Annotated in this window: 18 protein-coding genes; 14 read left to right on the top strand and 4 right to left on the bottom strand. The window is 45.1% G+C overall.

Features of this window, described 5'->3' with window-relative positions:
• Positions 1-258 precede the first annotated feature (258 nt).
• The 8 genes from J5566_RS04550 to J5566_RS04515 all read left to right on the top strand — a co-directional run bounded on the left by J5566_RS04550 (position 259) and on the right by J5566_RS04515 (position 6452).
• Positions 259-540 carry a hypothetical protein gene (locus J5566_RS04550; RefSeq protein ID WP_208562281.1) on the top strand — a complete coding sequence of 94 codons (282 nt, stop codon included), beginning with the start codon at positions 259-261 and terminating at the stop codon, positions 538-540.
• 24 nt (positions 541-564) lie between these two features.
• Positions 565-819 carry a hypothetical protein gene (locus J5566_RS04545; protein WP_208562280.1) on the top strand — a complete coding sequence of 85 codons (255 nt, stop codon included), beginning with the start codon at positions 565-567 and terminating at the stop codon, positions 817-819.
• A 9-nt stretch (positions 820-828) separates the two neighbouring features.
• A complete protein-coding gene (locus J5566_RS04540; RefSeq protein ID WP_208562279.1) occupies positions 829-1080 on the top strand; it encodes a hypothetical protein in 252 nt (83 codons plus the stop codon).
• An 82-nt stretch (positions 1081-1162) separates the two neighbouring features.
• Positions 1163-2608, top strand: a complete 1446-nt coding sequence (locus J5566_RS04535) for a UDP-N-acetylmuramoyl-L-alanyl-D-glutamate--L-lysine ligase (protein ID WP_208562278.1) — start codon at positions 1163-1165, stop codon at positions 2606-2608.
• A gap of 123 nt (positions 2609-2731) precedes the next feature.
• On the top strand, positions 2732-3529 hold the full coding sequence (locus J5566_RS04530; RefSeq protein WP_208562277.1) for an ABC transporter ATP-binding protein: 798 nt from the start codon (positions 2732-2734) through the stop codon (positions 3527-3529).
• 1 nt (position 3530) lies between these two features.
• Complete coding sequence (locus tag J5566_RS04525; protein WP_208562276.1) at positions 3531-4451, top strand: ABC transporter substrate-binding protein; 921 nt, start codon at positions 3531-3533, stop codon at positions 4449-4451.
• Between the two features lies 1 nt (position 4452).
• On the top strand, positions 4453-5466 hold the full coding sequence (locus J5566_RS04520) for a FecCD family ABC transporter permease (protein ID WP_208562275.1): 1014 nt from the start codon (positions 4453-4455) through the stop codon (positions 5464-5466).
• The gene (locus J5566_RS04515; RefSeq protein ID WP_208562274.1) at positions 5463-6452 is read left to right on the top strand and encodes a FecCD family ABC transporter permease; all 990 of its coding nucleotides are present in this window, start codon (positions 5463-5465) and stop codon (positions 6450-6452) included. The genes J5566_RS04520 and J5566_RS04515 overlap by 4 nt, the downstream gene beginning before the upstream one ends.
• Positions 6453-6455: 3 nt before the next feature.
• On the opposite strand, the gene J5566_RS04510 is transcribed toward J5566_RS04515, so the two are convergent.
• Both J5566_RS04510 and J5566_RS04505 read right to left on the bottom strand, forming a co-directional pair.
• Entirely contained in the window at positions 6456-6941 is a 486-nt protein-coding gene (locus tag J5566_RS04510; protein WP_208562273.1) for a glutathione peroxidase, read from the bottom strand.
• Positions 6942-6946: 5 nt separating this feature from the next.
• Positions 6947-7666: a pseudouridine synthase gene (locus J5566_RS04505; RefSeq protein ID WP_208562272.1), complete on the bottom strand. Its 720-nt coding sequence runs from the start codon at positions 7664-7666 to the stop codon at positions 6947-6949.
• Between the two features lie 137 nt (positions 7667-7803).
• On the opposite strand from J5566_RS04505, the gene J5566_RS04500 reads away from it, so the two are divergent.
• The 3 genes from J5566_RS04500 (at position 7804) to J5566_RS04495 (ending at position 10077) form a co-directional block, all read left to right on the top strand.
• A complete protein-coding gene (locus tag J5566_RS04500; protein ID WP_208562271.1) occupies positions 7804-8760 on the top strand; it encodes a glutathione S-transferase family protein in 957 nt (318 codons plus the stop codon).
• A gap of 228 nt (positions 8761-8988) precedes the next feature.
• A complete protein-coding gene (locus J5566_RS10755; RefSeq protein WP_348002276.1) occupies positions 8989-9153 on the top strand; it encodes a low temperature requirement protein A in 165 nt (54 codons plus the stop codon).
• A 42-nt stretch (positions 9154-9195) separates the two neighbouring features.
• Positions 9196-10077, top strand: a complete 882-nt coding sequence (locus J5566_RS04495; protein ID WP_432215585.1) for a low temperature requirement protein A — start codon at positions 9196-9198, stop codon at positions 10075-10077.
• A gap of 57 nt (positions 10078-10134) precedes the next feature.
• On the opposite strand, the gene J5566_RS04490 is transcribed toward J5566_RS04495, so the two are convergent.
• The gene (locus J5566_RS04490; RefSeq protein ID WP_208562270.1) at positions 10135-10839 is read right to left on the bottom strand and encodes a glucosamine-6-phosphate deaminase; all 705 of its coding nucleotides are present in this window, start codon (positions 10837-10839) and stop codon (positions 10135-10137) included.
• 101 nt (positions 10840-10940) lie between these two features.
• Between J5566_RS04490 and J5566_RS04485 the strand changes: the two genes are divergently transcribed.
• Both J5566_RS04485 and queA read left to right on the top strand, forming a co-directional pair.
• Complete coding sequence (locus J5566_RS04485; RefSeq protein WP_187321634.1) at positions 10941-11114, top strand: hypothetical protein; 174 nt, start codon at positions 10941-10943, stop codon at positions 11112-11114.
• A 9-nt stretch (positions 11115-11123) separates the two neighbouring features.
• Entirely contained in the window at positions 11124-12152 is a 1029-nt protein-coding gene (gene queA / locus J5566_RS04480) for a tRNA preQ1(34) S-adenosylmethionine ribosyltransferase-isomerase QueA (protein WP_208562269.1), read from the top strand.
• A 142-nt stretch (positions 12153-12294) separates the two neighbouring features.
• Here the strand turns inward: queA and J5566_RS04475 are convergent, their stop codons facing one another.
• Positions 12295-13485: an aminotransferase gene (locus J5566_RS04475; protein ID WP_208562268.1), complete on the bottom strand. Its 1191-nt coding sequence runs from the start codon at positions 13483-13485 to the stop codon at positions 12295-12297.
• A 177-nt stretch (positions 13486-13662) separates the two neighbouring features.
• Here J5566_RS04475 and J5566_RS04470 point away from each other — a divergent pair, with 177 nt between their 5' ends.
• Entirely contained in the window at positions 13663-18894 is a 5232-nt protein-coding gene (locus J5566_RS04470; protein WP_208562267.1) for a glycoside hydrolase domain-containing protein, read from the top strand.
• Positions 18895-18980 lie beyond the last annotated feature (86 nt).

Below are 18980 nucleotides of genomic sequence, written 5' to 3'. Positions count from 1 at the left end.
TTTTTACAATGGTATTTTCTGGACCTTGTATTTCATAAAACAAGAATTGTATCTATCCAATATTGGGATATGGTTGGGACCACTTATCCTAATTCATTTTTTCTACGCATTCTTTCGACCTCGGTACAATATTGAGGCAAGATGGAAGTTGGCCTCAATAGTAGTGTTCACATGTGCGTTCGCTCTCTTTATGATCTTTCACTAATCTTCAAAAATCTGCCAAATACTAGACATGGATTCTTTAATTGGAGGTAGGTAATGAATTCCTTTTTTAAACAATTTCGCCCCCGCTTTAATAAAGAATGGTATATGAACGAATGTGTCTATACCTCTATCCTGTATTCCATCGCAATCTTCTATCCCCAAGGCTTTTGGTCCATTTATTCTGAAACTTGGTTTCGTTGCTTATTTATTCTCTTGATAGTAATCAATGCCTATCTAGGCTGGTTTACCAAAATTGGTCAGAAAAACAGTCTGGCCTCCCTTCTTTTTTATCTGCTCTTCGATGTCCTACTACTTTTTATGCTCTTGCAGCTCTAAATTATACTGGAAAAGGAGCATACCATGTCTAAACCGTTCAACAAAGTTTTTTATCGTACCTGGGAGTTCTATTTTGCCTTACTTTGTCTAGTGAGGTTCATCCTTTCAACTGTAAATGGAAACTTGTATTTTATGGATTTCATCCAACTGGTGCTTGGTCTCTATGTCGGCTATCTAGCTTTCTTTAAACCACGCAGCTGGATAAAGAAAACATGGCAAATCTACTTGGTGACAGCTTTCATTGTCAGCTTGATCATCCTAAATCTGTTTATACTATAAGGAGTCACTATGTTCAAGGAGTTTAACAATCATTTTTACCGCAGCCTGGATTTTTACATAGCCATTTGCCTGATACTATATAGCTTGGGAGCTATTTTGGACAATGAATATAACTGGTGGTTATACTTACAACCGATTTTGATTCCTTTCACTCTCTACCAAGCCTTCTTTTCCAAGAAGGGTAATCTGAAAAAGGATTGGCTGATTTATCTTTGTGTCGGTATCGTCTTCTTGGGATTCTGGTTAGAATTCATTGCATAGTCTTCTTGCCCTCTCGTGCATTTCAGAGAGGGTTTTCTTGTCCTGACTTGTCAAATATCCTCGATAGGTTTACAATAGAAACATGATAAAAATTGAACATGTAGTAGACATCTTAAAAGCGGATAACAACTTCCGCCAGATCAAACAAAATAACCAGACTGATAGCACTTGGACGGATGTCCAGTTTGACGCTCTCAGCTATGACAGCCGAACTGTTAGCCCAACGACCCTCTTTTTTGCCAAGGGTTTGGCCTTTAAGAAGGAATTTCTGGAAAAGGCTATCGAGGCTGGACTTGCTTTTTACGTGTCTGAAATCGACTACGAAGTCGACATTCCTGCCATCATCGTCCATGACATCAAGCAGGCTATGAGCCTGATTGCTATGGATTTTCATGGTCATCCCCAGAAACAGCTCAAACTCCTGGCTTTCACCGGCACCAAGGGTAAGACAACGGCGGCTTATTTTGCTTTTAACATTCTCAAAATCAACCACAAGCCTGCCATGCTTTCGACCATGAACACCACGCTGGACGGAAAAACCTTCTTCAAGTCCACCCTGACCACGCCTGAAAGCCTGGACCTCTTTGCCATGATGGCGGAGGCGGTCCAAAACGGCATGAGCCACTTGATTATGGAGGTGTCCAGCCAAGCATATCTGGTCAAGCGGGTTTACGGGCTGACCTTTGATGTCGGCGTTTTTCTCAATATCAGCCCCGACCACATCGGCCCAATTGAACATCCGACTTTTGAGGACTATTTCTATCACAAGCGTCTTTTGATGGACAATAGCAGAGCAGTAATTGTCAATGCTGGAATGGACCATTTTGAAGTCGTGAAAGAGCAAGTCAGCTCCAAAGACCATGACTTTTATGGACCGAGCTCTGAAAATGAAATCACTCAGTCAGCAGGTTTTGACTTCACAGCGACTGGAAAATTAGCCGGTCATTACGACATCCAGCTGATCGGTGGCTTCAACCAAGAAAATGCCATCGCAGCTGGACTGGCCTGTCTCCGCTTGGGTGCAAGTCTGGAAGATATTCACACAGGGATTGCCCAAACCAATGTCCCTGGCCGCATGGAAGTCCTGACCCAGCAGAACGGGGCCAAGGTATTCGTGGACTACGCCCACAACGGCGATAGTGTCAAGAAGCTGATTGATGTCGTCTTAGAACACCAGACAGGCAAGGTGATTTTGATTCTGGGAGCTCCTGGCAACAAGGGAGAAAGTCGCCGCAAAGACTTCGGTCTTCTGCTCAATGACTATCCGCAGGTTGAGGTGATTCTGACCGCTGATGATCCCAACCGTGAAGATCCCGCCGCTATTGCTGAACAAATCCGTGACCACATGACCCGACCAAGCAACTTTATCTTGGACCGGGAAGAAGCCATTCGCACAGCCATGAACCAAACAAACTCTCCAAAAGATGCGGTCATCATCGCAGGCAAGGGGGCTGACGCCTACCAGATTGTCAATGGTGAAAAGGCCGCTTATGACGGTGATTTGGAAGTAGCTAAACGTTATTTATAATGAGAATCCTTGTCCTTATGACAGGGATTTTTTATAACCATTCTTATTAAATTAAAATTTTCAGAAAACTCTTTTTTGATTGAAAAACCATGCTATAATAGAGACTCAGTGAAAGGAGATGGTATGCCCCAGATTGAAGCAAAGAAGGCGAAACTTGTTTATGACAAGAATCCAGTATTTTCTGACCTGTCCTTGAAGATTCCCGAAGGAAACATCACGACCATCATAGGACCAAATGGTTGCGGTAAATCCAGTCTTTTAAAAGCCCTCAGCCGTATCCACCCCTTGCAAGCTGGCCAGATTCTGCTGGATGACAAGGACCTTTCAAAGCAAGCCAGTAAAGAAGTGGCTCAAAAATTAGCCCTACTACCCCAGTTTCACCAGAGTTTGGAGGGAATAAAGGTTTTTGACCTGGTCTCTTATGGTCGCTTCCCCTATCAAATAGGATTAGGACGATTGAGTGAGCAGGACAGGGAAAAGATTAACTGGGCGTTAGAAAAGACCCAAACTAAGCATTTGCAAGGTGCAATGGTCCATCACCTGTCTGGAGGTCAAAGTCAACGTGTCTGGATTGCCATGGCCTTAGCTCAGGATACTCCGATTATCTTTTTGGATGAACCGACTACCTATTTGGATATCAATCATCAACTAGAGATTTTGGAACTGCTCAAAGATCTCAATCATTCGGAAGGTAAGACTATCGTTATGGTTTTACACGATATCAATCTCGTTGCCCGCTACTCTGACCACATCATCGCTATGAAGGATGGACAGATTGTAGAACAAGGACCTGTAGATAAATTGATCCGACCAGATATTTTAGAGACCGTCTTTGGCATTACAGCGACCATCCTACCTGCCAGCCACTACGGCTACCCCCTTCTCCTTGACTACAAACTTGTACCATCTGAAAGGAAGTAATATGAAAAAGTTTCTATCATTTATCGTTTTATGTTTTGTTAGCATTTTGCTTATCGCTTGTTCAGGAACCAAGCAAGAAACGACCCAAACTAGCCTCTCTTCAATGCCCAGTATTGAAGGTGTGGCCTACTATGGGAATATTCCTCAGGCGCCAAAACGGGTTGTCAGCCTCAACTTTGCCAATACAGGCTACCTCTTAAAACTTGGTTTCTCAATAGTTGGAGCAACTTCTTATGACCTAGCCAATCCTGCCTTTTCAAGTTACTTGGAAGAAACACAAGCCGTAACTAGTGAAGATTTGGAAGCCATTGCAGCTTTGGAACCTGATTTGATTGTGACAGGTTCAACAGATACCAATATCGAACAGTTGTCTGAGATTGCACCTACAATCTCTATTGAATATGGCAAACATTCTTATAAGGATACTTTGGCAGTCTTCGGGCAAATCTTTCATCAAGAAAACCTTGCTACGGAGTGGACCAGTCAATGGGACCAGGCTATTGAAACTGCTGGTAAGGATATGAAGTCCCTTACTGGTGATGCAGCAAGCTTTACCATCATGGGCTATCTCGGTGCAGACCTCTATGTCTTTGGTCAAAACTGGGGACGTGGTGGGGAAATTATCTACCAAGAATTGGGATATGCCGCTCCTCAAAGTGTCCAAGATGATGTCTTTGAAGCTGGATATTTAGCTGTTTCAACTGAAGTACTTAGCCAATATGCAGGAGACTACATCATCATGGCAAATGAAAACAGCAGCGCTGCAAGTAGCTTGTACGAAACGGATGTATGGCAAAATCTACCAGCGGTTCAGGACGGCCACCTCATTCAACTCGATGCCAAAAGCTTTATTTTCAACGACCCTATCTCTTTAGACTACCAGTTGGGTATCCTACATGATGCTATCCTAGCCCTTCAATAATATGACACAGTACTTTCGATTTCCTAAGCCAAATTTATTTTGGCTTGTTTTTTTAACAGTGGGGCTCTTTCTCATATTCGGAGCCTACCTTTCCCTTCGCTTCGGAGCAATTTCTTTTAGCCATGACCAGCTTCTTGCAACCCTTAAAGAGTTTGGTAAAAACTCAGCTCAACAGGACATTATCGTGGATTTACGGATTCCTCGACTCTTGACAGCCTGTCTGGTCGGAGCTAGCTTGGCAGTTGCAGGCTTGATGATGCAAGCTGTGACCTACAACCGGCTAGCAGATTCTGGGCTCTTGGGCATTCAAGCAGGGGCGGGACTGTCAGTCTTACTGCTCTTGATCCTTAATCCCAACTCCCACTACCTCCTGCGATTGATGGTGGGGTTTATGGGAGCGGGATTGGTTGCAGGATTGGTGATTTTTAGCAGCCAACAAAAAGGACACAGTAACCACCCCTTGCGCATCCTTCTAATCGGCAGCATGACTACTGCTTTTCTATCCGCAGTTGGCCAAGGAATGAGCATTTATCTGAATCAAGCCACTCACTATCTCGGACTACTATCTGGTAGTTTGACTCAGGCAAATTGGTCCAGTCTAGCCTGGTTGGCTGGTCCTATCTTCCTTGCCTTGCTATTTGCCATGTTCTTTGCAAAACAGCTGACTATCTTAAGTTTGCAGGAAAGTCTGGCTCAGGGCTTGGGATTACAGACAAGGCTCTTCCTCGTCCTCTTCTTGCTACTGGTCACTGTCCTGTCCGCAGCTGCCGTCAGCTTGGCTGGTAGTTTGACATTTATCGGTCTGATCATTCCAAACCTGATTCGGCCATTCTTTAAACGTGATTTTCGTTACCTCTTGCCATTGTCTGCTCTTTGTGGGGCTTGTCTGCTAGTTTGGATGGATGTCTTAGCCCGTATCCTACATCCTCCATATGAACTCCCCTTAAATAGTCTCACGAGCTTGATTGGCTTTCCTATCTTACTCTTCTTGATTCGAAAGGGGGACTGGTCATGATCCGATTTTCTGTTCGGAAAAGCCTTCTAGGAGCCCTTCTTCTACTACTTGTCCTGGCTTTCCTCTCACTTTTTTTAGGTTATAGTCATTTAGGAGTAGAACAAGTCTTAGAAGCACTGCTTGGTCAGGCGAAACCTTCTATTTCTCTGATTGTGTGGAATCTTCGGCTCCCACGCCTACTGGTGTCCTGTCTGGCTGGTGCGGCACTTGCAACAAGCGCTAGTCTTCTTCAAACCCTTACACATAACCCTATGGCAGACCCTGGTATTTTGGGGATCAATGCCGGAGCTAGCTTAGCGGCACTTGCCAGTCTTTTCCTTCCATTTTCAGGTCTAGGACTCCAATCCTTGTTTGCCTGGTTAGGAGGAAGCCTGGCTGCCTTAACTGTCTATCTGCTCAGTCAGACTAGAAAAGGTAGTTTTCAATCCAATCAACTCCTACTGGTCGGCATGGGGCTGGCTGGGCTCTTGACAAGTCTGACCCTCAGCTTAACCCAAGTCATCAGTCCCTACCAAATGGAAAATACCCAGGCATGGTTGTCAGGTGCCTATCTTGGCGACAAATGGTCTAGGTTGATGATCCTGGCTCCCTTGATTCTCATCAGCCTACTAGTAGTCTTTCTTCGGATTCCCAGACTCAATGTCTTGCAGTTAGGTCCAGAAACTGCCACAGGATTGGGGATAAATGTCCAAAGGGAAAGTCGCATTATCCTTTTATTAGCAGCTGGTTTGGCAAGTTTTTCCACCTTATTGGTCGGCAATACAGCCTTTGTCGGTTTTCTAGCCAGTCATTTGGCTAAAAGATTGATTGGAAGAAACCACAGCTACTCATTACCACTTGCCATTTGCTTAGCAGCTAGTCTCATGCTTCTTGCAGATATAATTGGCAGACTGCTGTTGGTAGGAACAGGGATTCCAACAGGTATCGTTTTAGCCATCATTGGCGCACCTTATTGTTTTGTTCTTATGCAAAAAGAAACCAGCTAGAATTTAGCTGGTTTTTAGTAACGCTTCAATCCTCTCGGATAATTTATCTGGGCTGCTAGTGGCAGCTAGGCGTTTGACAACCTTGCCTTGTCGGTCCACTAAAAATTTCACAAAATTCCATTCAATGGCCCTACCAACTGGTCCTCGCGCCTTTTCTTTCAACCATTTGTAGAGGGGATGGGCATCTGCTCCATTGACCTTGGTCTTAGCAAAGCGGGGAAAGCTGGTTCCGTAATGAAGCTGGCAAAATTTATTGATTTCCTGGGCTGTTCCTGGAGCTTGATTCATAAATTGATTGCATGGAATATCTAAGATTTCAAAGCCCAGTGAACGATAACGGTTGTAGAGCGCCTGCAAGGCCTCATATTGCGGAGTCAGTCCACATCCTGTCGCAGTATTGACAATCAGCAAGACCTTGCCTCTATACCTTTCAAGAGATACCTGCTGACCGTCTTGGTTTTCGAGTGTAAAATCATAAATAGCTGTCATCTTTCTTACTCCCTAAAATAGTTTTTTAAATCCTGCAGTTCTGCTTCAGTCAAGTTGCGGTATGTCCCTACTTGCAAATCTCCCAGTTGAAATGGGCCAAAGCTGGTCCGTTTGAGGTAGGTAACCTTGACACCATAGGCTAAAAACATCTTCTTGACCTGATGAAACTTACCTTCACCAATCCGAATGACTGCTCTGCTCTGTTCCATAGAAGTCTCTAAAATGGTCAAGTCTGCAGGCTGGCAGCGAGTGCCGTCCAAAAAGCGAATACCTTGGGCAAAAAAGTCTGGGGCATCTGGTCCCAAGGGACCGTTGACCTCCACGTAATAGACCTTATCCACATGGTGCTTGGGATGAAGCATGCGAAAGCCAAGTGGGCCGTTGTTAGTGATGAGAAGCAGACCTTCGGTATCCCTATCCAAGCGACCGACGGGATAGAGCCCGTCTGCCCTATGCTCTGGCTCAAACAGGTCAATAACGGTCTGGTGCTCCTTGTCGGACACGGCAGAAACCACACCCGCAGGCTTATGAAGCAGATAATAACGACTGCCTTCCAGTTCAACCCTCTGGCCTACAACTTCAATGTTCTGTAGACCTGGGTCCACAATTTGGCTTAGGCTGGTTGCGACCTGTCCGTCAATGCAAATCCGCTGGGCTTTGAAAAGTTTTTTTACCTGCTTACGGGAGCCAATCCTTGCCTGTTCTAAACACTTGTCCAATCTCATGAGACTATTCTACCATAAATCGTTTGACTTGACCTTTGAAATAGAAGGGTTATAATACTAGTTAGTGACAAACGTTTTAGAAATACCTATTCTATGAGTCTCTGGGTGATTTCTAAATTTTCAAAAAGGAGAATAGTATGGGACTTTTACAAGATGGAAAATGGGTGGACAAGTGGTATGATACCAAGTCTACAGGTGGTAAGTTTATTCGTACAGTCACACAATTTCGCAACTGGATTACGCCAGACGGACAGGCAGGCCCAACAGGAAAAGCTGGTTTCAAGGCTGAGTCTGGTCGCTACCACCTCTATATTTCTCTGGCTTGTCCTTGGGCTAGTCGGACCTTGATTATGAGAAAATTGAAGGGCTTGGAAGACCATATTTCCCTGTCTGTCGTTCATCCACTCATGTTAGAAAATGGCTGGACCTTTGAAGATGGACCTGGTGTTATCAAGGATCCCCTCTTTAACAGCGACTATCTCTATCAGGTCTATTTGAAGGCTGACCCAACTTACTCTGGTCGGGTGACCGTCCCTGTCCTGTGGGATAAGAAAACTAATACCATTGTCAGCAACGAGTCTGCTGAAATCATGCGCATGTTCAATACTGCCTTCAATGACATTACAGGTAACTATGATGACTACTATCCAGAACATCTACAAGCCGAGATTGATGCCATGAATGATTTTGTCTATCCAAACATCAACAATGGTGTTTACAAGGCTGGATTTTCAACCAATCAGAAAGTCTATGAAAAAGAAGTCAACAATCTCTTTGCTGCCTTGGACAAACTAGAAGAGCATTTGGCAGAGAAGGACTATCTAGTTGGCAATCAATTAACCGTGGCTGACCTTCGTCTCTTTACCACCTTGGTGCGTTTTGACCCTGTTTACTTTGGGCATTTCAAATGCAATATCAAGGCCTTGGTTGACTATCCAAACTTGTGGGATTATACCAAGCGGATTTACAACCATGCTGGTATTTCAGAAACGGTTGACTTTGACCATATCAAACAGCACTACTACGGTAGCCACAAGACCATTAACCCAACAGGCATTGTTCCTGTCGGACCTGACTTGGACTGGAAACTATAATAAATAGGGATGGGGACAAAAATCGGTAACCCGTAGGGTTCGATGAGTCGTTAGCCCACCCCCGCACAGTTGAGTAGGGCTGTAAAAGCTGATAAAATCAGCTAATTAGAGCCCACTCAACCACTGTGTCAGGTTTAATTATCGAAAAAAAAACTAAGGAGGCCAGGACTTTTGTCCCAGCCTTTTCGTATGGTATAATAGTTCAGATTTTTTGAAAAGGAGATTGACATGTCTGAGATTATCGCAAAACGCGTATCCAACTATGAATTATTTTATGATTTGGTCTTTGTTCTGGCCACTTCTTCACTGACTGGCCTCTTACACGGGGACCATATCGGACTCAGAGAAATTCTAACTTTTATCACCGCAAACCTGATTGTTATGACCCTGTGAATCAACGAAACCATCTATCTCAACAAATATGGTGAACGGGATTTGTTGGATATTAACACGATTATTGCGTCCATGTTTGTGGTGGGACAATTATCCCTGAACTTTAGCCATGATTTTGAAGCGACTGCCCTACCATTTACCATCTTTTTGACCCTGTCTTATCTGCTGATTTGCTTGCAGTACTACCTTCGGGGTCGGAAAATCGGTTTTACGGCAGATATAAAAAATAGTCTCTATATATTTGGGATTTATGTGCTGGTATTTTTCTTGGCTTCGGTAGCTATTTACTTTAATTTCTGGACCTATGATGAAAAGAGCCTCTTGCTTTTATATCTCCCGTATATTATTTCCTATTTCTTCAAGGACAAATTCAGTCACGATGCTATGAACTTTCCTCACATCGTTGAACGGTGTCAGTTGATTACCATTATTACCTTTGGTGAAACGGTCATTGCGATTTTGAAGAATTATCCGAGTCAGACGCATCTGCTCACTAGTGTTCTCTTCTTCTTGGCAATGGCGTTCTCCTTTATGTTTTACATTTCGCAAACCTATCTCAATATCAATCACCATCAAAAGACAAATGTAGCCACCTTACTCTATGCCCATATGGCACTGGTTTTAGGCCTCAACTTCTTTACAGTTGCTGTGGAGGTTTTACCGGGTGAGCACGCTAGTTTGGGTTTGCCTTTCCTACTCATTGGTTACTTCCTCTACTATCTAGGAATCCTAATGACCAGTCGCTACAACCAAGACCTCTATCGACTGGGTAAAATGGTGTGGCTTCAATATGCCATTCTGGTATTCAGCACCATCATTCTTCTGATAGCCTTCCACCACCATCTATCCCTGATCGCTGCTATTCTCGTTGCTAGTTCATTTATGATGCTCGTCATCTCTTTCCGCCACCGCAATCGTGTATAAGCTGACCTTGAATCCTAAAAAAAACCGACTGCCAAAAATGGTAGTCGGTTTTGTCTGTTATGCTAATTTACTGGCTGCTGCTTCATCGATGATGAGGACGACATCATCATGGTTTTGGAGGACGCTAGCTGGAACTTGCTCCGTCACTGGTCCTTCCACTGTCGCCTTAATGGCGTCAGCTTTTTCCTGACCATAGGCCATGAGAACAATGGTCTTGGCAGATAGGATGTTGGCAATGCCCATCGAAATGGCTTGTCTTGGAACATCTTCTGGATTGTCAAAGAAGCGGGCATTGGCTTCGATGGTTGATGGCGCCAAGTCCACAACGCGGGCAATTCCGTCAAAAGAAGCACCTGGTTCGTTAAAACCAATATGCCCATTGCGACCGATACCTAGAATTTGGAAATCTACTGGATGTTCTTCCAGAATGGCATTGTAGCGCACCAACTCTGCATCAAGATCTGCTGCCAAACCGTTTGGTAAATGGTTTTCCTTGAATGGTTTGGCATTAAAAAGATGCTCTTTCATGAAATAGACATAGGATTGGTCACTATCTTCGCCCAAACCAACATACTCATCCAAGTTAACAGATGTCACCTCAGAAAAATCCAAGTCGCTTTCACGAACCTGCTTGTAAAATTCGATTGGACTAGAACCTGTTGCCAAACCCAGAACTTGCGCACCATCCGCCATTTTCTGTTTGAGAATATCCAAGGCAATGCCTGCACCTTCAACTTGATCTTTTACGACAAAAACTTTCATATTTTCCTCCATTTGGTATAGACCTATTTTTAAAACCTATTATATGGTATAGACCAATTTTTGTCAAGAGAATCTTTTCTAAACTATGGTATAATATTTTTATGACTGAACAACTATTTATTTTATTCTTTTTCGGGATCCTACTGCTTGTCGGTGGCTACTTTGTTCCAAAACCAATCTGGTTACGCCGACTGATGATGGCTCTGGGAGGATTGATGGCCGCCCTACCATTTCTGATTTTTCTTTATTTTATGATCCTATTTCTCAGCATGTAAGGAGTTCCGATGAATACAGCAGATTTTGATTTTTACCTGCCAGAAGAACTGATTGCGCAAGTCCCTTTGGAAAAACGCGACAGTTCCCGCCTCTTGATTGTGGACAAAACCACAGGTGACATGACGGATAGCCACTTCGACCACATCATCGATGAGTTGGAGCCAGGCGATGCCCTGGTCATGAACAACACCCGCGTCCTACCAGCTAGACTCTACGGTCACAAGCCCGATACTCAGGGACACGTCGAATTGCTCCTTTTGAAAAATACCCAAGGTGACCAGTGGGAAGTCCTTGCTAAACCAGCCAAGCGTTTGAAAGTCGGCACCAAAGTTGCCTTCGGTGACGGAAGACTCACCGCCACTATCGTGGAAGAACTGGAACACGGCGGAAGGATTGTTGAGTTTGCCTATGAAGGTATCTTCTTGGAAGTCCTTGAAAGTTTGGGAGAAATGCCTCTACCGCCTTATATCCATGAAAAACTGGAAGACCGTGAACGCTACCAGACTGTCTATGCCAAAGAAAACGGCTCTGCTGCCGCACCGACTGCAGGCCTGCATTTCACCCAAGAATTGCTGGAGAGAATCGAAGCCAAGGGTGTCAAGCTTGTCTATCTAACCCTCCACGTCGGACTGGGCACCTTCCGTCCTGTATCCGTAGACAATGTTGAAGAGCACGAAATGCACTCAGAGTTCTATAACCTATCGGCTGAAGCTGCCCAGACCTTAAATGAAGTCAAGGCAAACGGCGGTCGCATCGTTGCAGTTGGAACAACCTCCATTCGCACTCTTGAAACTATTGGAAACAAGTTTGATGGCCATTTGGAAGCTGACTCAGGCTGGACCAATATCTTTATCAAACCAGGATACACCTTCCGCATTGTCGATGCCTTTTCGACCAACTTCCATCTTCCAAAGTCAACCTTGGTCATGCTGGTTTCTGCCTTTGCTGGTCGTGAATTGACCCTAACCGCCTACCAGCACGCCGTTGAAGAGCGGTATCGCTTCTTCAGCTTTGGCGATGCCATGTTTATCAAATAATCCCACTATATAATACAAAAGTCCCCTGCTGACCAGTCCATCCAGGACCCAGCAAGGGACTTTTTTAGTCATTTGAGTTAACCTTGATACATGGTCACTTTCAGCTTTCTGCACCTTACGGAAGTGGCTTGCTTCGCATGACTTATGTCCAACCAAGAACAGCTAGAGGCTGTTCTTGCAATCTGCTCCTCAGTTCCTTATCTGAAAGCTCTTCATTCGACTTGTTAGAACCCAAAAATCGAGCCAAGCGCTCCAGTCCTTCCACCAGTACCTCTGTTTGACAGCAATAACCCAGACGGGCATATCCAGGCATATCAAATCGTTCACCTGGCACCAAGAGGACTCCTTCTTCTTCCAACAAGGCTAGGCAAAATTCCTCAGTCGGTCGGTCAATCCTTAGACGAATAAAGGAGGTTGATACCTGCCGCGGCAAGACCAAGTCTACCTGATCCTGCTCTGCAACCCATTTTTCTAAAATAGCCAAATTTCTACGAACCAATTGACGATTTCGCTCCAAAATATGCTCTCTCTGCTGAAGGGCATAAGTCGCCAAAGCATCATCGATCACACCTGCTGAAATCATAGTGTAGTCACGGTATTTTCTAAAATAATCCGACAATTCATGATTGGCTGCAATCCAACCAACCCGAATACCAGGAAGGGAATAGGTTTTGGAGAGACTATTGGTCGAAATCCCTTTTTCATAAAGGTCAACAATGGCCGGAAAAGCTTGGTCTTCAAAGGTTTGGTACACCTCGTCTGCCAAAATATAGGCACCTACCTCCTCTGCAATGGAAACCAGTTCTTCAAGATAGGCACGGTCCATAAAGGCCCCTGTTGGGTTATTGGCATTATTGATACAAATCATCTTGGTCTTCTCGGTTACCATCTGGCGTAGATCTGCTAAATCGGGCAACCAGCCCTTTTCCTCACGAATAGGCCACAATTGAACATGTGCACCTAGTGATTGTGGAATATCGACCAGTTGCTGGTAGGTTGGATACATGGAAATCACATGATCTCCAGGTTCCAAGAGACTATACAGCACTAAGAAATTGGCTCCAGTGGCACCGTTGGTTTGCAAGATTTGCTCAGGACAAACCGTCTCATACAATTGACTGACAGCCTCTTTAAAATCAGGAGAACCTTCTATCCAGCCGTAGTTGAGCAAGGAGCGGCATAGGTCCTGACTGATTTGCTCATAGGAATCGCCAGCCAACGTTGCCAATTCTTCTAAGGAAAGAGAGGCAACAGAACTTCCAGCGATATCCCATTTTGCTTGTTTTTCCCATTGATTGAGCCAATCCTCAACACCAAATTCTTTTATCTGCATGTCATACTTCCTTCATATCATTGAAGAACTATTATACCATTTAATGAATAATTTTTCATCAACCTTTCTACTGGGACAAAACCTCTTGTTATCATTGTGAAATTGCTTGATATTTACCTATTTTTTGGTATATTAATATTATAAGAAAAACATAAAATATAATAGAAAGGATTTCGTATGAAACGAAGACGCACTGAGCTATTCGACCGTCACTTTCGCTTCTCCATCCGTAAGTTGACAGTTGGTACAGCTTCTATTCTTGTCGGTTCGGTTCTATTCGGCCAACAACCAGTCCTGGCAAATGAACTAGATAACCAACCTCAGACCAGTGACCTTCTTGCCGAGCCTGTCTCAGAAGAGGAGCTACACCGGGAGGAGGAAGCTACTGATCGGTCCGTAGGGGAAACGCTTCCTGTCCTTCAAGCTGAGCCTACAAGCCCTGAAAGCCCTGACTTGACACCTGCCACTCCATCTGAAGAGCCCCCTAGGGAAGAGGCTGTGGAGTCCGTCATAGAAGAGATCAGCCCTGTTGATAATCCAGACGCAGCCTTTAACAAGTTTGTCTTTACAGGCTCCTGGGTAAAAAATGCCAATGAAGCCTACATCAACATTCAAAAGACAGACGATCAAAGCCAACACTATTACACCATACCTTTCAAGGGAAATGGCATTACCCTCTATGCCCACAAATCGCCTAACCACGGTATTATCAAGGTGCAGTTAGATGATGGTCAAGAGACTGAAGTGGATCTCTATAATAGCACGCGCCAGCTGGTCAAGATCATTGAGTTCAATGAGTTGCAAGAAGGGGACCACTTTTTAAAAGTCAGCTCAACAGGGCGCAACAACCCAGCCAATACCAGATCCAACTACGTCAATCAGGTTCATAAGGCAACCATTAGCCACCAGCCCTACCAACCCGAGCAGCTAGCCTTTTCATCCCAAAGTCTCAATCTCAAAGTTGGACAATCACTTGCTAGCCAACTACAGATTGCTCCTGCCTATGCAGACCCTAGTTTGGTAAGTTACAGCATTGCCAACCCTGAGATTGCTCGAGTGGATGAAACCGGTCGTGTGGAAGGTCTGAAAGAAGGTCGAACGCAACTCATCGCCCACTACAAGCAACTAACCGCCCGCCTAGATATTGAGGTTCAAGCAACCATTGCTCAGTTTACAGGCAGTTTTGTAGATAACAATCTCCATCATTACGGAGATGCGTATAGCCGACTTTTAAACAACCAAGAAACCAGTCGACAATTGGTTGCCTGGAAAAATGACACGGTGACCAGTCAGCTGGCTATTCTACCCCAGGATTCTGGCCTAAAAAATCTGCGCTTCCGCACTCATGATTTGGTGAGTGCAACAGGTCAGACCATTTCAAAAGATCATATCACTGGGAACTTTATCAAAGAAATCACTGGCTATCAAGGAAATGCTGGCTACCACAATGCTAACAAACTCAACATCCCAACCACACCAAGTATCTCACGACCAGACCTCTTACTACATGACCAAACAGTTGATGTCGCCTATAATACCTTACAAAATCTCTGGCTGAGTATTGCCATACCAAAAACAGCTCAAGCTGGTACCTACCAGACACACATTGAGGTAATGGCTGATGGAATCGAAAATCCGCTCACGTTTAACCTTGAGCTGGAAGTTCAAGATGCCCAACTTGACCACCTAAACGACTTTAGCATTGAACTCTGGCAGTATCCGTACCGTTCAGCAGAATATTACAATGTCACACCGTTTTCACCAGAGCATCTGGCCATTCTACGACCAAGCCTTGAAATCTATAAGAAAATGGGGGGACGTGGTATCACCGCATCCATCGTGGAAGAAGCTTGGGGCGGCCAAACCTATGCCCAAGGTCAGACACGGGTTCCATCCATGATCAAATGGTTTAAGGAAGCTGATGGTCAATTTAGTTTTGATTTTAGTCATTTTGACAAATGGGTAGAATTAGCTGAAGAATATGGTCTAGCAGACAAGATTGTCGGCTACTCGATGATTCCTTGGGGCAACAAGGTAACTTACACCAACAAGGCTACTCAAGCTATCGAAGAAATAACAGTAGAGGTTACAGATCCCCGTTACGCAACTGTCTGGCGCCCCTTCTTAGAAGCCCTAATCACCCATCTGGATGAAAAAGGTTGGTTTGACCGCTTCTACGTCGGAATCGATGAGCGACGCAATATGGAACAGGCTTTTCGACTGATCGATTCTGTCCCAAACAAGGATGGAAAATATCTCAAAATCGCCGCAGCAGCCAACCACTTCTCTGGCTCCTTTGCTAGTACTGCAGCACGCATTGATGACCTCAGTATCGGAACACCTCATATGAAGTCTGAAATGGCTGCCTTTGAACGCTTAGTCGCAGAACGAGATGCACAAGGGAAAAAGACCACCCTCTATACTGCTACCGAAGAATACCCCAACTCTCTCCTCTTCAACCTACCAGGTGAAAGTTACTTCTCCGTTCTCTATGGCGCAAAATTTAATACCAATGGCTTCCTCCGTTGGGCCTTGGATGCTTGGGTTCGCGACCCTTTGACCGACCTCTCTCACTGGGCCTTCGAAGCAGGGGACACTCAGCTTCTCTATCCAGATAAGGCGGATGCTAGACAACCAAAACCACAGTCTAGTGTGCGACTAGAAAAAATGGCAGAAGCTGTTCGTGATGTCAATAAACTCTATCAGATGAAACGAGAATTTCCAGTCTTAGAGATGGAAATCGAGGGTCTCTTGGATAGCCTGGAAGACCGCTACGACCGTACAACTCGCCACAATGGACTAGGAACACAAATAGCTCGCGAGCCAAATGAAACTACCAAAGCACAAATCCCAGCAGATTTAGCAAAATTCAAACAGGCCTTGAAATCCATTACCGAGCGCTACATTCGCTTAAAAAATGGTGAACAAGTTGGTTTGCCAGAAGTGGATCAGGCGGCCCGATTTAGCTATTATCATTTTGACCAAAATACAGATGACCAATGGGGCCAACGCACACCAACTGGTACAAGCCCAACCTATGTCCCAGGAAAAAGCGGTCAAGCATTGGCCGTGACTGCAGATACCCAACTAAACTTTGATGCCAACCATCAACTTGGCAAGGAATGGACTGTCGGTTACTGGCTCTTGGATCAATCCTCCACAAGTGGCAACCGCGAAGTCCTCCGCAGCCAGGAAGGCGGACGTGCCCTCACCTCTCAATTAGACGGAACAGGCGGCAAGGTTGGTGTTCGTGTCGGAAATAATCCAGGTGACCGCCTAACCATGCGTTCTGTGAGCAGCCTGACCAACCAATGGCGGCACTATACCTGGACCAACAGCCAAACAGGGGGACTCAAACTCTATGTGGACGGTCGTCTGGTCGAAACCAACCCTTGGACCGCAACAAATGACTTCAAGCTCCCAATCGATCGAATTGGAGGTGGAGGCTTTGTCGGAGCCATTGATGAGTTGAAAATTTACAATCGACCACTTGATGCGACCGAAGTCCTTCACTCCATGCGCGTAAATGGAATCTATGCAAAAGATAACTCAATTGCTCTCTTTACCGACCAGCAGCATACCATCAAAGCCTACTTGGTGACAGACAAAGCCAACGCTCAACTATCCTTTGAGGTCCTTGATCCAACTATTGCAAGTATTGATGCAACTGGTACTATCAAGCCGCTAGCCAAGGGGCAAACTAGCGTACGCATTACTGCGAGTGGTACTGACTTTGTGACGGACATTCCGCTCAGCATCAGCAAGCGAATTCTGCACCAACCAAGCATTCCTCAATACGACTTGCCAACGGACTACATCAAGGATTTAGAGAAAAAACCTGGAACAAATCGCCAATACCTAGGACAGCCAGACATGGTCCTACTCAATGACAACCAAACGCTGATTGCTGCCTATCCAGTTGGTCACGGCCATGGCCCAATCGTGATGCAGATTTCAAAAGACAATGGCCTAACCTGGACTGAAAAAACCGACATCCCTGAATCTTGGGCAAGTTCCTTGGAAACACCTACTCTCTACAAACTCAATTTTGCTGATGGTAGTGAGAAAGTCATTCTTATTACTGCCATGCCAAGTTGGCAAAACAACCCTACGGGTGGCTTCCGCACCTCCATTTCTGAGGATGGTGGCCGAACCTGGTCTGAATATCAACTCTTCCACCCGACTAGAAACGGACGACAGCACTATACTATTGTTGCCATGTCCAGTCTGATCCAACTGCGTGATGAACAAGGGAACTACAAGGATGAATGGATGGGTATTTTCCATGACTACCAATTCGTTAACTACAAGTCCATCTTGAGTTTTGATGAAGATGGAAACCAAGTTTGGTCCCTTCCGGAACCGATTTTGGCAACCCACCGTGATATTGAACAAGCTGCCCAGATGTGTGAAATCGGTATGTTTCGTGTGCCCAATAGCCAACGGATTATCGGGCTGGTTCGTGCCCAATCCCACCACCATTCTAGCTTGTTGATTTATTCTGATGATGAAGGCAAAACCTGGTCTCGCCCAATGGAATTGCAAGGTGCCCTCCAAGGGGAACGCCATAAAATTCTGGTTGACCCAATTTCTGGTAAGTTAGTGGTAACTTTCCGTGAAATCATTCTTGATTACAACCGTAATGGTCAGATTGAAAACAATGACTGGATGGCGGGTGATTGGATTGCCTGGATTGGTAGTGTTGATGATCTCTTGCAACAAAATGAAGGCCAATACCGAATTCGTCTGGCTGAAGATTTCACGACCAACGCCAAGTCAGGCGATACGGGCTATACTGGGGCTACTGTTTCGCCAGATGGGACCTTTAACCTGATTTCTTACGGGCATTTTGACAAGGAATTTTCAGAAAACTGGCGCCAGCAAGGTGGCAGCGTCACAACGGACCTTGCTTATATCAAGCATGCCCGCTTTAGCCTGGCTCAACTGGAAGCTACCTTGGGGATTGCGCAAGCAGAAACTGAAAATCCTAATCCAGTAGAAACGGAACTGCCAGCTGAACCTGTCCTACAAACTGAGAAAGGGGAGGCACTACTCAATCCGGCACCTGAGGCCTTGGACCCTGCTAGCGTACTGATCAGTCGTAAAGGGGAAAGTCTGCTCAATCCTGCACCCGAAACTCTGGACCCTGCTAGTGTGCTAATCAGTCAGAAAGGAGAAAGCCTGCTTCAGGCTGCTCCAGAGGCCTTTGATTTAGCTGGATTGCTTTTGACTCACAGAGAGCAAGCACCTCTTCCTCCTGCTCGAACAAAAGAGGCAACTGCAACTACACATCAAGAAAGACTTCCTCAGACCGCCAGCTCTTCTGATACGACCCTTCTGGTCATGGGAACAAGCAGTCTCTTAGCTGGTCTTAGACTGGCCAGTCGAAAGCGTCGTAAAGGACAGTAAAAAAGGAAAATTAGATCAACATTACTCTCTTTTGACGAAACTTGTTCACAAACAAAAAAAGCTTAGAACAACCGCTATTGAAGATG

Source organism: Streptococcus suis (genome assembly GCF_017601095.1).
Lineage (GTDB): Bacteria > Bacillota > Bacilli > Lactobacillales > Streptococcaceae > Streptococcus > Streptococcus suis_Z.
The sequence above is the reverse complement of the archived record's forward strand: the minus strand, read 5'-3'. Positions and strand labels throughout refer to the sequence as shown.

Coding starts and splice junctions, on each gene's coding strand:
- queA (WP_208562269.1), top strand. CDS start 11,124: ATGAATACAGCAGATTTTGATTTTTACCTGCCAGAAGAACTGATTGCG.
- J5566_RS04545 (WP_208562280.1), top strand. CDS start 565: ATGTCTAAACCGTTCAACAAAGTTTTTTATCGTACCTGGGAGTTCTAT.
- J5566_RS04490 (WP_208562270.1), bottom strand. CDS start 10,839: ATGAAAGTTTTTGTCGTAAAAGATCAAGTTGAAGGTGCAGGCATTGCC.
- J5566_RS04500 (WP_208562271.1), top strand. CDS start 7,804: ATGGGACTTTTACAAGATGGAAAATGGGTGGACAAGTGGTATGATACC.
- J5566_RS04550 (WP_208562281.1), top strand. CDS start 259: ATGAATTCCTTTTTTAAACAATTTCGCCCCCGCTTTAATAAAGAATGG.
- J5566_RS04485 (WP_187321634.1), top strand. CDS start 10,941: ATGACTGAACAACTATTTATTTTATTCTTTTTCGGGATCCTACTGCTT.
- J5566_RS04525 (WP_208562276.1), top strand. CDS start 3,531: ATGAAAAAGTTTCTATCATTTATCGTTTTATGTTTTGTTAGCATTTTG.
- J5566_RS04505 (WP_208562272.1), bottom strand. CDS start 7,666: ATGAGATTGGACAAGTGTTTAGAACAGGCAAGGATTGGCTCCCGTAAG.
- J5566_RS04520 (WP_208562275.1), top strand. CDS start 4,453: ATGACACAGTACTTTCGATTTCCTAAGCCAAATTTATTTTGGCTTGTT.
- J5566_RS04540 (WP_208562279.1), top strand. CDS start 829: ATGTTCAAGGAGTTTAACAATCATTTTTACCGCAGCCTGGATTTTTAC.
- J5566_RS04535 (WP_208562278.1), top strand. CDS start 1,163: ATGATAAAAATTGAACATGTAGTAGACATCTTAAAAGCGGATAACAAC.
- J5566_RS04530 (WP_208562277.1), top strand. CDS start 2,732: ATGCCCCAGATTGAAGCAAAGAAGGCGAAACTTGTTTATGACAAGAAT.
- J5566_RS04515 (WP_208562274.1), top strand. CDS start 5,463: ATGATCCGATTTTCTGTTCGGAAAAGCCTTCTAGGAGCCCTTCTTCTA.
- J5566_RS10755 (WP_348002276.1), top strand. CDS start 8,989: ATGTCTGAGATTATCGCAAAACGCGTATCCAACTATGAATTATTTTAT.
- J5566_RS04470 (WP_208562267.1), top strand. CDS start 13,663: ATGAAACGAAGACGCACTGAGCTATTCGACCGTCACTTTCGCTTCTCC.
- J5566_RS04475 (WP_208562268.1), bottom strand. CDS start 13,485: ATGCAGATAAAAGAATTTGGTGTTGAGGATTGGCTCAATCAATGGGAA.
- J5566_RS04510 (WP_208562273.1), bottom strand. CDS start 6,941: ATGACAGCTATTTATGATTTTACACTCGAAAACCAAGACGGTCAGCAG.